Origin of the sequence: Zwartia lucis, from assembly GCF_965234455.1 — a bacterium.
Classification (GTDB): Bacteria; Pseudomonadota; Gammaproteobacteria; order Burkholderiales; family Burkholderiaceae_B; genus Zwartia; species Zwartia lucis.
This window is the reverse complement of record NZ_OZ248475.1, coordinates 70,720-85,390: the sequence shown is the minus strand read 5'-3', so window position 1 is coordinate 85,390 and position 14,671 is coordinate 70,720. Positions and strand designations below refer to the sequence as shown.

Sequence of the window (14,671 nt, the reverse complement as noted above, 5' to 3'; positions counted from 1 at the left end):
TCCGGGGGGTGTTTGGTTCAGTATTCCGTTGGATGCGCTCAGCTCATCTTTTTTAAGCTCTCCCAGATATGACGCCTGAGCTTTAAAAACTCAGGGTCGGTTTTAATCTCGTCACGACGGGGGCGAGCAAAAGGGACGTCAATGATTTGTGCTATCCGGCCTGGCCTGGGTGACATCACCACAATCCGGTCAGCAAGATAAAGCGCTTCCTCTATGGAGTGGGTGACAAAAACGACTGTTTTGCGCTCACGCTCCCAGATATTGAGTAATTCGTCTTGAAGCAGATCGCGGGTCTGTACGTCGAGGGCACCGTAGGGCTCATCCATCAGCAGAATGCTGGGTTTGATCGCCAATGCCCGGGCGATACCGACCCTCTGCTGCATGCCGCCTGAGAGTTGGTGGGGGTAGGCGTTTTCAAAGGCGGTGAGGCCAACGAGTTCGACACACGCACGTGCTTGCGCGAGACGCTGCTGCTTTTCAACACCAGCCACTTCGAGACCAAAGGCGACGTTGTCGAGCACGGTGCGCCATGGGAAAAGTTCAAAGCTTTGGAATACCATGCCGCGGCCGTGTCCGGTGGTGCCGGTCACGTCTTGGCCATCGATCAGGATGCGTCCGCCGTCGCTGGTCTCGATGCCGTTGATGATTCTCAGGAGTGTGGACTTGCCACATCCTGAGGGACCCAGCAACACGAGAAATTCCAGATCTTTGACTTGGAGTGAAAAGTTTTCCAGTACCGGCAGGCCGCTTATGCCCTGCCGGTAGATCTTGGTGATCCCTTCGATCTCAAGCTTGAAATGTGCCAATTAGCCGAGCTCCTTGAGGGCTTTTTCCATGTACTGAGTGTCGATCGTTTTGGCGATGTTGGTACCGCGTTTGACCGTTCCGGCTTTGACGTAGACGGGCATGAGCTCTTCAAAATACTTGATCCGAAAGCCGCCATCGTCAGGCCAGGCTTTAATTTGCTTGGAGAGGGTTTCCCAGACGGGTCTGAGTTGCTCTTCGGTCGCAGTCTTGGCGTCTTTGACGGTGGCGTATTTACGATAGCCCTCGGCAAAGTAGGACAGGCTTTGGTTGGTCTTGCGAAACGATGTCACGGTGGCTTTGAGCAGGTCAGTAATGGCGCGGGCGTTGTCTGCATTTTTGAGCCAAGAGCCTTGTACCAGCCATGCTTCCGAGAGCCAGGGGTTGTAGATTTTCCAGGGCTCGACCATGACTTTGTAATTACCCTGTTTGAGGATGTCGGCCGCTTGGTCAAAGTGCACGGGCACAGCTGCCACGCGTCCACCAAGCAGCGCGCGCATGCGTGAGCCTGAGCCGCCGACGTCCACTACGGTGGCGTCTTCGATATTGACGCCATTGCGTTCAAAAATACCGCTCAACATGACGTAGATAAAGTCGCCAGTTGAGTTCAGGGCGATGGCGTTATCTTTATTTTTAAAATCCGCGTAGCTTTTGACTTTGTCGGCGTTGACGACCAGCACTTGGCTGGTGTTGTTGTAGACCATACCGACCATTTTGACGTCTGCACCGACCGAGCCTGCGCGAAGGGCTGAGACGATGTCGGACTCGCCGACTTCGGCGGAGCCGGCCACGATCGATTGAGTCAAAACTTGCATGGACTCGATGCGTTTCATGTCGGAGGCGCTGTAGCCGAGGGCTTGCATGCCTTCGTTGAGTGCCATGATGGCGGGCACATGAATCGATAGCGTAAAGCCCAAAATCTGTGCTTTCAGGGCGCGATTTTTTTGCGCGAGGCTTAACGGTGCGTAGGACAGCAGGGCGGCTGAGCCCAATCCCATTCCGGCATGCTTCAGTAGATCTCTGCGAGTGATTGTCATGGTCTTCTCCTTGTGGCTCTTAATGAGCTTATAAAAGTTTTTACTTAAAGTCTCTGGCGTTGTTGTTCATACCAGGGTGCCAGATGTTTCCCCCATTGCGAAAGAAGGGCGTTTGCGATCAGACTGACAAACGCCAGGGTGAGTAGCAGACTGAGTAGTGAGCTGGTGTTGATCTCCATCCCGGACTGATTGATCAGGGCGCCGTAGCCGACGATGACAAACATTTCGGCCATCACCATGGCGCGGATAGCGTGTATCAGTCCGATGCGTGCGCCGGTAATGAGGTAAGGATAAAGCGCTGGCAGGATGATTTTCCAAAAAATTTGTGTACGGTTAGCGGAAAAGGATCGACCGACGGCGAGGAGCTCGGGGCTGATGCCTTTGGCGCCGTTGTAGGTGGTCAGCACGATGTACCAGACGGCTGCTAAAAACACGACGGTTGAGCGCAGGGTGAGTCCGGTCCCTAAAATCATGATCAGAATCGGGATCAGGGCGGCTGTCGAGGTCACTACAAAGATGCTGACCCACGGTCTGAGCATGGCGTCTGAGATCGTGGAGCGTCCCATCGCGATGCCCATCGGCATCCCGATCACGCATGCGAGTGAAAATCCCAACAACATTTGACGCAAGGAGATAAAAAGCTCCTGGAGCATTGTGCCTTCGCGCAGCATGGCCACATATTGCACAAAAACGGAGGATGCGGGGGCGAACAGACTGCTGCCGAGCTTAAGTCCAACGATTTCCCATAAGCCAAGCACGAGGCCAAAGCCGATCAGAGGCAGGAGCGCGTTTTTAAGTGTTTTCATAGGTCAGCGCCTCAAGTGCCAGTGCAACAGGCGTCGCTCGAGCATATGAATGATGCTTTGTGCGAGTAGCCCCATCAGGCATACGGTCATCACGACCGCCAGGGCTGCAGAGGCGTCAAAGGCTTGGGTTGAGCGCTTAAGGAGTTGTCCTAAATTGACGGCGGCAAAGAATAGTTCTGCGGTGATCATGCCGTTTATCGCTCGAGCCGAACCGACGCGGAGTGAGGCAAACAGAAAAGGTGTCAAGGCGGGAAAGACGATGTGCCGCAGGCAGTAGTAGCGGCTGCCACCAAACGATCGGCCGACATCAATCCATGAGGTTCTGACATCCCGTGAGCCCGCGATAATGACCACAAGGATGTCGAAAAAGCACATCAGAAACACGAGTGCAACGCGTGACTCGAGGAATAAGCCAAACCAGATAATCAGAAAGGGCACCATCGCTACAGGTGGAATGGCGTAGATGGCGTTGATCACCGGATTAAACATCCGATACAGGGTGTCGGAGCGGCCGAGCAGGGTGCCAAGTGGCACGGCGATCAAAAGCGCCAACGAAAAGCCTAGCCCGAGCTGCACCAACGAGCCGGTGACAGCCTTGAAGAGTCTGGGCGCAAAGACGGGATCGAAAAACTGCGCAAAAACGCTGAGCGGTGAGGGTAGGATAAAGTCAGAAAACTGTGTCGCACAAAGTTCCCAAACAAATAGCCCGATCACAATCGACAGTGCACCGAATCCCAGTGCTTTTAGTTTGGTGAGGGGGCTATTCACGGGATGTGAATGTTGAGCACCGGTGCGTGTTGTTGGGCACCGTAGACGTCTGTGTCACCGATGCCACCAGATGGAACGAGCCTAGGGAGGGTCGCTTTAAAGGCAAAGGCGGCATCATAGGGTGTAAAGAGGACGTCTTGTTCGTTGACGTTATAAAGTTTTGCGAACAGTTTTGGGCACAGCACGCCTGAGCGTTTGACCCGATTGTAGGCCTCGGCATTATCAAACACGACATCAATCGTGAGCTCGAACGGGCCAGCATTTTTGCTTTTGCATACGATGGCGAGATCTTTGATGAGTGGCATTTAGCGTTCCCTTTAAAGGTTTTCGTAATCGATCGGAAAGAGCTCGCAGGGATCGTTGACTTCGAGCACGTGGTGCATGGAAAACTGGTACATCGGCCCGCCTTCTTGATCTGAGGGTGAAAACGGAAAGGCCATATTGCCCTCTCGACACATCCGCCCCGGAAAGTCCATATGCAGCATTTGCGTGCGTGCAAGTGCGAGGACGCTATTGGCCGTTGTTTGATCTTTGGCGACGACCTCCACCAGAAAACCAAGCTCGTGGGCAGTGGCGTCTTGTACGGGTTCTCTTTCTGCCATGACACCGTTCAGTCCGTAGGTGCGGATGACCAGGGTGTACTCGGTGGGTTTGACGCCGAGGTCAGCCGCTTTGGTGGCAGTCAGTTCACGGATATTGGACAAAAAGGTCTTAACCGTGCTGATCAGCAACGGATCGTGTGTGCCACAAATAGTAAAGGCGCGATAGCCGGCCAACTCGGCTGCCTCAAGCTTGACCGTATAAGGATTGGTCGTCCAGGTCATGCCACGAATAATCACGGCACGATCGGTCACTTCTTCAAAGGTGCAGGCGGAGGTATCGAGGAGTCCACCAGGCTCGACGTGGTGAATCGGACTCGCGTTTTCATGTAGGCTGTGGTTTGCGATCGAGACACTGGTGCAGCGGCGAATGGGGTTCATTGCCTCGCATTCGACATCGCCATTTTTTCTGATCTTGACCATCAGGCAGTCGTGGCCTTTTGGAATAGCAGGGGTCGCGCCACACTCGAGCATTTTGCCGGCATACCAGGCTGCGGCGGGAGGAAAGCCTGCGTTGATGGCTGCTGCAGCCCAAGGTGAGGGATCGCTTGATCGCCCAGCTAATATCACTTGCGCGCCGGAATTGAGGGCTTGAGCAAAGGGCTCTGGCCCCATCATGCCGACGATGCGGATCGCGCGGTCAACGGTGGCGGGGTCAAGCTCGTGGTGTCTGCCTAGGGGACGGATCTTTTTTTGCTGAAGCTGTGCTTTGATGAAGTCGGGCTTGAGCTCGGCGTGGATCACGGCCATTTTGAAATGTAATTTATCTTCTGCGGCGATCTCTCGGGCCATTTGTACGACTAAATCAAGATGAGGCTCGCCGCCTGCTCCGCCGCAAGTGCCGATGATGAGTTTGCAGCCATGCTTGATCGCAGCCTTGAGCATCAGACGCAAGTCTCGTCGAATCGCCATCGGTGAGCAGAACGGTTTTCCGGAGCCCAGATAGTGCGGTCCCGGATCCACCGAGCCTCCATCGACACCAATCACGTGTGGCTTTAGGGCCATGCCTGCTTCGAGTGAAGCCTCGGGAAACCCGTAACCCAGAATTCCACTGGTGGAAAGCATCCGAAACTCATTCATATCACTCATGTGCAGTTATCTCCCGCGCTTTAGACTACGAAATTTAAACGTAATACGTTTTGTTTTAGTTGTATAGTCATTTAAAATGTAAAGGCTGTTATTGCTAGAGTCAACCATTAATTGCCATTAATTGTGCATGACCAAAATAAAAAGCACGCCTATTTTTGAACGTATTGAGCAATGTGTCCGAGAGGGGATTGCTTCGGGGATGTATGCGCCAGGCGCCCAATTACCTTCTGAGTCTGAGCTCGCGACTCGATTTAAAACGACTCGTGCAACGGTACGGCAAGCGTTATCGCGACTAGTGTTTGAGGGCATGGTGACGCGCCATGCCGGTCGTGGCAGTTTTGTCGCGCCAGTCATGATGGGGACTTTTCCGATCGATTCCCGCCATTGTTTACCTTTTGAGGATCAGGTTGCACTCGAGGGGCTCCGTGTGAGTTACCGCTCGCCAAACTATGAACTCGTGCAAGCACCTCCTTCGGTCTTGGCTCAACTCTCCTTGCCCAAGGGCACACAGGTGTTCAAGCTCGAACGTTTAAGGATGATCCATGACAACCCGGTGTGTCTGGAAATTCGTTACTTGCCGATTGAGCTCGGTCAGGCGGTCACAGGTGAAATGTTGTTGACGCAATCTGTGCACGCATTTGTGAGTGCAATCGTGGGGTACCGTGTGCCGACCATCGTGGTCCAGGTCTCAGCAATCGTTGCGGATGCCTTGCTGGCAAGCCGACTCGAGGTGCCCAAGGGGAGTGCGATGATCGTGCGAGATAATATTTTTCTGGACCCAAAGGGTCAGATCATGATTTGTGGCAAGTCGTTATTTCGTGGTGATGTAGAGACTGAATATGTGCTGGGGCCGGATTTGAGAAAGCCGGTGAATAAATAAATATATCAATTATTAGACGGAGACGAGATCATGTATGCACCCCCAAAAGAAATTGAGACCACTCTCTTTTCAAGTATTCCCGACCACTTGCGGATGAAAAATCGTAAATCTGGGTGGAGCTTTGGTAAGGGAAGCGACCACTTACATTCGTTTATTGAGGGACCATCGTTTGATCGAGAAGGTAATCTCTATGTGACAGATATTCCTTATGGTCGAGTGCTGAAGATCACGCCCGACAAAGAGTGGTCGGTCGTCACTGAATACGATGGCTGGCCAAACGGGCTCAAGATTCACAAGGATGGGCGTTTTTTTATTGCAGATCATCGCTATGGGATCATGCAGCTAGATCCGACAAGCGGCAAAGTTACGCCTGTTCTGGACCATGTGCGGCGCGAAGGTCTCAAGGGAACCAACGATCTGATTTTTGCGAGTAATGGGGATTTGTATTTTACCGATCAAGGTCAGACCGGTATGCAGGATCCGAGCGGTCGCGTGTATCGTCTGCGCCCGGATGGTCAGGTGGATCTGTTGATCTCAAATGTCGCAAGTCCGAACGGATTGGCCTTGAGTCCCAATCAACAGGTTTTGTATGTCGCCGCGACGCGTGCTAATCAGATTTGGCGCATGCCTCTGCATCCCGATGGAACAACGTCAAAGGTTGGTGCGTATATTCAGTTATCGGGAGGCTCTGCAGGTCCGGACGGCATCGCTGCGGATGTCACTGGTGGTCTTGCCGTGGCACACTGTGGTCTTGGCTCAGTCTGGATTTTCAGTAAGTTGGGCGAGCCACTTTATCGTCTGCGTTCTTGTGCGGGGCTATCGACCACGAATATTGCCTATGGTGGCGCTGAGAACAAGACACTGTTTATGACTGAATCGGACACAGGTAGCATCTTGATGGCAAAGGTGCCCGAGGCGGGCTTGGGAATGTTTGGGCAGGAGTAAAGGGGTAAATCAGGTTCGTGCTTTGACGCATTTGATCGAGTGCAAAGCAACGGATGCGTCAGCGGTCCATTTTGTCTCAACCCAGCCGCGCATGGTAAATCTGTAGCCAGCGCTCGGGGTATCGCCGCACAATCTGCTCAAAATCCTGATCAATTGTTTGGATAGCCTCTTGCTCGTCATACGATACGCTGTTGAAATCCATTACTCTGATTGTATGAACCGTGAAGTGCGCGGTTGCGTTGGGATCCCTCAGTAGATACAACGGAACCAGGCAGGCCTTTGATCGCATGGCGAGCTTGACGGCATAGCGTAGGTTGATCCCTTTGGGTAATTCACGACCAAAGCTTGGGCAGTGGACCTGATGTTTGCGCGACTCGTCAACGTGCAGCATGAGGATACTCGGCGGTGTTAAGAGCTCGTCTAAAATTTGACGGGCCAAGCCGGGTTTTGGAGCGGATACCCAGGCGGACTGCTTACCCAAAAGCAGCCTTCTACTGCGATTTGCGATCCAGCGATCGATAGGATCAGCGATTTGTCTTGCAGCCCCGCCCATTCTATAGTCAGGGGCTCCGTACCCAAATTCATGGACGATTGAAGCACCCACTACATCACCAAGATTAGAGAGATGGATGCAACAAAAAATAATTGGACGTTTTTGTTGTATCGCATGATCAAGCTCTTGATTGGGTATCCAGCGGACCCTGCCAACGCGCGCAATCCGATCTGCAATCAACATTTCTAGTGCGGCGCGACCGTTTTCTGCCTTGAGTAGCGTGAGTAATGGGCTAGGACGATCTACACCCAGAAATTTTAGATTTATCTCAACGCGGGGGCGGAGTTCGTTTTCTTTTGCCTCACGATAACGCCCCATCTTCGCACCCAAATTGGACACCCAATCAATCGGTAAAAGCCGGCATAAACAATAGCCAATGATTTTCCCCAGAGCCTGAACAAAATGAACGCGTTTCACGATTCGAGCTTTTCAGTAAAACCGCCAACACGCAACATCTTTGCAGCGAGCATATGGGCATGGATTGTTTCAGGCGTAGCGCTGAGTTTAGGAGCATGAGCGATAGGCTGACTGCACCACACCGCATAGTCAGTCGTGCCATCAGGCATACCCAACCAGGCATATACCTCTGGCAAAATTGGGGGATGGTCACCATACACACACAGCACGACAGGACGATTCAGCTTGGGTAGCGCCTCGCGCAGATACCCAAGCATCGCATCCGTGCCCGCCATGCGAGCCGCGTATTTATCCAAAACCTCGGCGGGCTCCGCACCCTTGCGGGTATAGGGACCATGTCCCGCCATAGTGACCGCTTGCAGAAATGTGGGACCCTGAGCGTGATTGAGCAACGAAACCAATGTCTCTCCCAAAGCAAGATCACTCACATAGTTTTCAGATGATGCAGGCGCATCAAATGCGGTCACATCTAAAAAAGAATCAAATCCAAGCTGAGGCATGACTCGATGTCGGTTGTAAAAGTTTTTAAGGTAAGGATGCACAAATATGGTTTCGTAGCCATTGACTTTCAGGTAGCGAGCTAGGGATCGTGGAGTATGCTTAAAGGCTAAAGCATAGGGTTGAAAGCGGTGTACACCGAAATGTGATGCACTCAGTCCTGTTAAAAACTCGAACTCTGTGCGGACAGTATTTGCGCCCCAAGCCGGGACGATCAAGGGACCATGGGCATGAGACTCATCGTTGAGTGCATCCAAGTTGACAAGCCAACGCTCAGACAGATGCCCTGTAAAGTGTCTCTTTAGGTCAAAAAAAGACTCTGCCTGTATTGCGATGAAATGCGGTAGGAGCTTGTATTCTGGGGCTTGGAGAGATAAAAAAGGTGAGCCTGTTTGGTTGGGGGGACGTTTAAGATCGTATCCATAAAGCGCAAGCGTTGCAAAGAGTCCCCATTGGGTGACGTCTGACTCGACATCGTAGTTGGTTGTGCGGCTATCTGTAGGCCAAGACAAACAAGCCCATCGAAGACATACTGCACCGCCAACGACGCAACCCATCCCAACCATCACGAGCGGGTTGATGTTGCCAGACCAAGGAGGCTCAAGCCACAGCCATAGAGTCAGCACGGACACAAAGGTACCGAGCATCAGCGCCGCTTTGAGCGAACCAAAAAAGGGAAAATACAAACGCGGATAGCGAAGCGCCTCAACAAAATAACTCCAGTCACTCGCCAGAAAAGGCTCCCGAAGGTGGGTATGCTTGGTGTTGTTGATGATGATCAATAGGACAGGCAAACCTAACGTTAAGGCAGAGGCCAACCAAGGGCGACGCAGTACAAGCAGATACAGCCCAAATACCGTAACCAAAATCGAAACGTGCATGACATTTGCACGCCAAGGTCGTCTAAAGACCGAATTCGGTGTTGGCGTCATCCATTGCTCGGCTGCCCACCCCCCGAGGAGGGTGGTCAAGACGCAGATCAACATCTCAGCCATAGCCGAATTTTCTCAAGAGCCAGCCAGAGACGCTATCTGGTAAAAGAGCGAGCGTATGGCAGCCCATACTCAAAAAAAAAGGAAAGCTAATACGGCCTTTGTTTCGATCCAGACCAAGACGAATGACGCGTGCTGCGCGCCCTGGCGTCCATTGCCAAGGCTTAGGCCCCGGCATGGCCATGCTCATGGGCGAGTCAACATAACCCGGCATCACCACATTGACACGGATGCCAGCAGAAGCGAGATCTGTGCGCAGGGCCTCGCCATAGGCTTTCAGTCCAGCTTTACTCGCGCTGTAGCTTGGAGTTTTTGGGAGACCACGCCAGGCGGCCAAGGAGCTGATTAAGGCGATTTGGCCACTACCACGCACGCGCATAGCAGGCAGACAGCCCTGAATCAGCCTGATGGCGGATAACAGGTTGACGAGCATTAACTCATGTGAAGCATCGGTGGACTCGTCAGGCTGTTCTGATGAGGTATGAATGTTTATGCCAGCGTTGAGAATTAGCAGATCAGGCACACCCTCATAGCATAGGCGCTGGGCCCAGTCTGCCACCGCATTAAGATAAAACAGATCAAGCGTTTCGATCTGAACAATGGCACCACGCTGCTCACATTGAAGAGCCAGCGATTCCAAGACCTCTGCATTTCGTCCATGTAAATGCAAAGTGATCTTAGGACCCGCATACTCTAACGCGAGTGCCTGACCAATGGCGCCTGATGCACCCGTGATGACGATATTCATGCATGCACCTCAACGCGAGCGGAGGGCACAACAGGCTGCACGATATCCATTAGCATAGCCAAGCGACTGGGAGACTCAAGAAGACGCGGGATTGCATTTTTAATGGCGAGTGCAATCCCTTCGGTGGTGTAGAGGCCGCCATTGACTTGGGTGAGATGAGTCACGACCTTTTTAAAGTCATTGAATAACACCATATCGACCTGACCAGGTTGACGCCAAAAAATATCCAGACTTTCCTGACATAGGAGCCCATCAACAGCAAAAATACTACGTCCAAGTGCTTTAACAGGGCAGCGATGAAAAAGGGCCTGACCAATTGTGGTGCTGTTGACAGTGATGAGTCCCTGTGCATGATCTAACAGGGTGGGTAAATGACCTGTCTCCAGATAATCCACTCGCTCAGAGATCTCTAATTTTGATGCGAGCTTGACAATACGGTCCCCGTAATCCATAACTCCAGGATCAAGTGGATGGTTTTTAACGACTAGACGGACATCCGGTGGAGCATGCTTGGCAAAAGAACCCAAGACTTCACGTAAAAGCTTTTCACTATCTGCATAGTCTGAGTGAAAACGAAGTTGTGCATCTCCACGGACTTGTAAAGCCAGGAGAAAATATTTTTCAGAGGTGATCAGAGACCGTACTTTTTCGTTATCTTTGGCGCGTGTGTTTCTAACTCGCATGACGCGTTTAGCGTAGGCTACGTATTCCTCATGAATGGTGTCGGTGACATGGGTCGGGTAGTTGGGATAAAAAATGGAGTTTGCGATACAGCCAAGGTTGTACGCGATGTCGTGCAAGACGCGCGCTTTTAGGCTAGAGGGAAGTGCTGCGGGAGGGGGGGCATCGTGCAGGATCCGTGCCGCGGTTCTGTACCATACGCTTTGCATGGGAAGTAATGAATAACCATTCACCCCCGTCGTTTCAAGCGTGATCCAGTCGGGTCGAAAATATCCCTCTTCGAAAATATGCACCTGAATACCAAGAGTAGATGCCAGCGCAATTGCAGGCACATGGACAGGCCGACAGTCTCCAAATAGAACAATATCCGTGGGGATGAGTTGAGTAAAGATCTGCTGATAAAAATCACATAACTGCTCGCGTCTCACGTGACAACCCGTGGAAGCACCTGTCCAATACAGCGTATCACCTACGGTGTACTGGATTTTTGAGACAGATTGACCCTCATTTCGCAGCGCCTGTGCCAGCCGCATAAAAAATGGGGACCGTAAGCCTTGCAGAAATAAAAAGTGCCTTGACGCCATTCCTGATTGATCCAATGACGTTATAGCTTAGACATCACAGTACACCAGGCATCGATCGCTTGGTCCACCATTTGAGTCGTGTGCTCACAGCACATAAAAAAACGAATACGTGCCGCCTGATCTCCCACTGCGGGATAGATGATGGGCTTTGCATGGATGCCTTGATATTCAAGTTTGCGAGAGATTGTTACCGCTTGGACAGGGTCGCCAATCATTGCTGGGATAATGGCAAAGCCCATAGCCGAGCCTACATTGATACCTACATCTTTTGCGCGCGTCAGAAAATATTTACTAATCGCTTGCAGGTGTGTAACACGTTGTGGTTCCGCTAGCATGATTTCAAGAGCTGCAAAAGCAGCCGCCGCGCTTGGTGGAGGTAGTCCAACACTGTAAAGAAAGCCTGGAGAGAAAAATTTAAGATTGTCGATCAGTGCATGTGATCCTGCAATATAACCGCCCGCACTCGCGAGTGTTTTACTCAGCGTTCCGGTCCAGATATCAACATCAGAACCTTTAAGATTAAAGTGCTCTCTTATGCCGAGACCACGTTGACCGAGGACGCCCAGTCCATGGGCATCATCGACCATTAGCAGGCAACACCACTTTTCCTTCAAGGCGACAAGGGCCGCAAGATCTGGAAAGTCTCCATCCATGCTGTAGAGCCCCTCAACGATAATCAGCACAGTTTTATATTTGTGCCGCATGCGAGTCAGTCTTTTCTCTAGATCGGCTAAATCATTGTGAGTAAAGCTAATACGATCCGCACGGGAGAGCTTGATCCCTTGCAAAATACTGTTGTGCGAAAGTTTGTCATGAATAATTAGATCATCTGGACCGAACAAATAGCCTAGAGCAGAGACGTTAGTGGCGTGCCCACTTACGTAAGTCAAGGCTCCATCAGTATCATATATTGAGGCTAGAGCACTTTCTAGTAATTGATGTACAGGGCGTTCTCCTGACACAATCCTACTTGCAGAAACAGATGTTCCAAACTGATCGATGGCAGCTTTCGCCGCAGCAATAACACGTGGATCACCATTTAATCCTAAGTAGTTGTAGCTTGAAAAATTGAAAAATTCTTTACCATCAATCGATGTTGTCGCGCCTGCAATTGAATCGTGAACAGTGAAAAAAGGATTTGGCGTATCGGTAACCTGTGCATAGTATCGAAGTGCCTTGACTTGTAAAAAACCAGGATGATTATCAAAATATTGAGAACGATATTTTGCATTAAAAACGGTGACATTGCTTTTTAAAGAATTTGACACGTATTGATCCAGGAACATTACTTCACTTGATTCTAAAATTATCGATTGCATTAAAAATTAAATTTTTGAAATGCTTCATTACTTTAAAGGAGTAGTTTTAAATTTTTGCTTATTGTGAAGAATTTCCGTTAACTTAATGACGAGATTGAATTCATCCCTAGCTAGCTTTTGCATCATGATTATGCAACGTGAAGCTTCGTCATGACTGATGTGTGATTTATCCTTGGTCAGATCTTGTAGATTGCGTTGAGGCCAATTTTCAAAAGGCATAAGTAACTCGGGACCTAACCAGTCGGATAGGGACTGCGCGCGCGGATATTGCGGAATTGTTTCCCCTCGTATCCACTTTCTTACTGTTTCCACACTGACATGGGGAAGATGACTTGCATGGAGGGAAAAGTCACGAGCAATCTTTGACATGGGTGGAATACGTCCTCCATAACGAGCTTGTAGACACTTTTTGAGTTCTGCAGAAAACCGATGTTTCATTTCCTTGATATCAGGGCTCATATCTACGTAGATGCCTGTGTGAAGTATTTTTTAAATTGATCTTAGGTTACACATATCGATAGTTTTAAGTACAAAAGTCTTTGTCAATTCATTGTGGAAACTAAGGTGGAACGGAAACTCAAGACAACTTTTTGCTAGAGTTTAAGCTGTAGGTTCCAGTTCAATTGCAGCCGCTCGGCGCTGCCCCGTGTTTACTTCTGTTGTTGCAGTTGCTTTGTTGTCTTTCACTATACTGCCAGAAACGTCTGAGGAGCGTAGCGGATCAGACGTTTCTGGCAGTGAATCACCATATTTTTCAAGAATCATCGCGCCGCCGCCGCTCGCGGTTTGATACACCGCATCTGGCGTTTGGTTACTAAGCGACTGGTGAGGCCGCTCTTCGTTGTAGAAAGCAAAGTACGCACTCAGTCCGATTACCAATTCACCCATCGTGGCGTAACCCTTGAGATAAATGTCTTCATATTTGACGCTGCGCCAGAGGCGTTCGACAAAGATGTTATCAAAGGCACGGCCTCGGCCATCCATGCTGATGACAACGCCCGCGCGTTTGAGTACCTCTGTGAAGGCAAGACTCGTAAACTGAGAACCTTGATCGCTGTTGAATATTTCGGGCGTGCCATGGTGGCGTAGCGCCTCTTCAAGGCAGTCAACGCAAAACACTGCATCCATACTGTTGCTGATGCGCCAGCTCAGCACCCGACGTGAATACCAATCAATGATGGCTACCAGATAGGCAAACCCATGAGCTAGGCGAACGTAGGTGATGTCTGTACTCCAGACTTGATTGGGCCTGACAACAGGTACACCACGCAACAGATACGGATAGACCTTGTGCTCGGGGTGAGCGCGGCTCGTGTTCGGACCAGGTGCCATGCCGACCAGGCCCATCGCGCGCATGAGCTTCTGCACACGTCTGCGCTTGATGTCATGCCCGAGCCTGACTAAAAAGACCACCATCCTACGGCTGCCGTAGAACGGGTGCCGTGTGTACTCTTCGTCAATCAGAGCGCTCAGCATCAAGTCATTTGAATCGATTGGCACAGGCTTCAGATGAGCATAGACCGTGGCACGCGAGACCCCTGCCAAACTGCATTGACGAACTTGCGAGAGCTCCTCATGCTCACCGATCCAGGACTCTCGAATCATGGCAGGCTGATCCCTGACTTTTTTTTAAGCCAATCGAGCTCTATCTTGAGTCTGCCAATCTCGCTGTACAGTCGCTCGGGTTCGGTATGCTCAGCCACAGGTGCTGGGGCCGGACCGCGTTTGCCTTCAAACAAGGTTTTGCATTGCGTTTGGATTTCTTTCTTCCATTGGCTTACCTGCACGGGATGAACACCAAACTCCTGGCTAATCTCGTTGATTGTCTTGACCCCACGCACTGCCTCAAGACCAACCTTGGCTTTAAATTCAGCCGAATGCACCTTGCGTTTCTTTCGTTCGGTCATGTTTGCTTAGTCCCGTTGTTGGAACATAGCTTAAACCAATCGCT

At 51.0% G+C, this 14,671-nt stretch carries 14 protein-coding genes and 1 pseudogene; 2 read left to right on the top strand and 13 right to left on the bottom strand.

The window, feature by feature from the left end:
- Positions 1 to 38: 38 nt before the first annotated feature.
- From AC8GE9_RS14680 to AC8GE9_RS14655, 6 genes are read right to left on the bottom strand one after another with little or no spacing between them, the layout of a single operon-like run.
- The gene (locus tag AC8GE9_RS14680) at positions 39 to 806 is read right to left on the bottom strand and encodes an ABC transporter ATP-binding protein (protein ID WP_506677901.1); all 768 of its coding nucleotides are present in this window, start codon (positions 804 to 806) and stop codon (positions 39 to 41) included.
- Positions 807 to 1,841: an ABC transporter substrate-binding protein gene (locus tag AC8GE9_RS14675; protein ID WP_506677900.1), complete on the bottom strand. Its 1,035-nt coding sequence runs from the start codon at positions 1,839 to 1,841 to the stop codon at positions 807 to 809.
- 44 nt (positions 1,842 to 1,885) lie between these two features.
- Positions 1,886 to 2,647, bottom strand: coding sequence for an ABC transporter permease (locus AC8GE9_RS14670; RefSeq protein WP_506677899.1), 762 nt, complete (start codon positions 2,645 to 2,647; stop codon positions 1,886 to 1,888).
- 3 nt (positions 2,648 to 2,650) lie between these two features.
- The gene (locus AC8GE9_RS14665; RefSeq protein ID WP_506677898.1) at positions 2,651 to 3,415 is read right to left on the bottom strand and encodes an ABC transporter permease; all 765 of its coding nucleotides are present in this window, start codon (positions 3,413 to 3,415) and stop codon (positions 2,651 to 2,653) included.
- A complete protein-coding gene (locus AC8GE9_RS14660) occupies positions 3,412 to 3,720 on the bottom strand; it encodes a DUF4387 domain-containing protein (protein WP_506677897.1) in 309 nt (102 codons plus the stop codon). The genes AC8GE9_RS14665 and AC8GE9_RS14660 overlap by 4 nt, the downstream gene beginning before the upstream one ends.
- Before the next feature lie 12 nt (positions 3,721 to 3,732).
- The gene (locus AC8GE9_RS14655; protein ID WP_506677896.1) at positions 3,733 to 5,103 is read right to left on the bottom strand and encodes an acyclic terpene utilization AtuA family protein; all 1,371 of its coding nucleotides are present in this window, start codon (positions 5,101 to 5,103) and stop codon (positions 3,733 to 3,735) included.
- A 127-nt stretch (positions 5,104 to 5,230) separates the two neighbouring features.
- Between AC8GE9_RS14655 and AC8GE9_RS14650 the strand changes: the two genes are divergently transcribed.
- Entirely contained in the window at positions 5,231 to 5,983 is a 753-nt protein-coding gene (locus AC8GE9_RS14650) for a GntR family transcriptional regulator (protein WP_506677895.1), read from the top strand.
- Positions 5,984 to 6,013: 30 nt separating this feature from the next.
- Complete coding sequence (locus AC8GE9_RS14645; protein WP_506677894.1) at positions 6,014 to 6,928, top strand: SMP-30/gluconolactonase/LRE family protein; 915 nt, start codon at positions 6,014 to 6,016, stop codon at positions 6,926 to 6,928.
- 76 nt (positions 6,929 to 7,004) lie between these two features.
- On the opposite strand, the gene AC8GE9_RS14640 is transcribed toward AC8GE9_RS14645, so the two are convergent.
- From AC8GE9_RS14640 to AC8GE9_RS14610, 7 genes and pseudogenes are all read right to left on the bottom strand, one after another.
- On the bottom strand, positions 7,005 to 7,898 hold the full coding sequence (locus AC8GE9_RS14640; protein WP_506677893.1) for an LpxL/LpxP family acyltransferase: 894 nt from the start codon (positions 7,896 to 7,898) through the stop codon (positions 7,005 to 7,007).
- Complete coding sequence (locus AC8GE9_RS14635; RefSeq protein ID WP_506677892.1) at positions 7,895 to 9,391, bottom strand: LTA synthase family protein; 1,497 nt, start codon at positions 9,389 to 9,391, stop codon at positions 7,895 to 7,897. Before AC8GE9_RS14635 ends, AC8GE9_RS14640 begins: the two co-directional genes overlap by 4 nt.
- Entirely contained in the window at positions 9,384 to 10,136 is a 753-nt protein-coding gene (locus AC8GE9_RS14630) for an SDR family NAD(P)-dependent oxidoreductase (RefSeq protein ID WP_506677891.1), read from the bottom strand. The genes AC8GE9_RS14635 and AC8GE9_RS14630 overlap by 8 nt, the downstream gene beginning before the upstream one ends.
- Positions 10,133 to 11,350, bottom strand: a complete 1,218-nt coding sequence (locus AC8GE9_RS14625; protein WP_506677890.1) for a capsule polysaccharide biogenesis protein — start codon at positions 11,348 to 11,350, stop codon at positions 10,133 to 10,135. The genes AC8GE9_RS14630 and AC8GE9_RS14625 overlap by 4 nt, the downstream gene beginning before the upstream one ends.
- Positions 11,351 to 11,421: 71 nt before the next feature.
- A complete protein-coding gene (locus tag AC8GE9_RS14620) occupies positions 11,422 to 12,669 on the bottom strand; it encodes an aminotransferase class I/II-fold pyridoxal phosphate-dependent enzyme (RefSeq protein WP_506677889.1) in 1,248 nt (415 codons plus the stop codon).
- Between the two features lie 78 nt (positions 12,670 to 12,747).
- Positions 12,748 to 13,179, bottom strand: a complete 432-nt coding sequence (locus AC8GE9_RS14615) for a hypothetical protein (RefSeq protein ID WP_506677888.1) — start codon at positions 13,177 to 13,179, stop codon at positions 12,748 to 12,750.
- Positions 13,180 to 13,449: 270 nt separating this feature from the next.
- A pseudogene (locus AC8GE9_RS14610) lies at positions 13,450 to 14,627 on the bottom strand (IS3 family transposase); the annotation flags it as partial.
- Positions 14,628 to 14,671 lie beyond the last annotated feature (44 nt).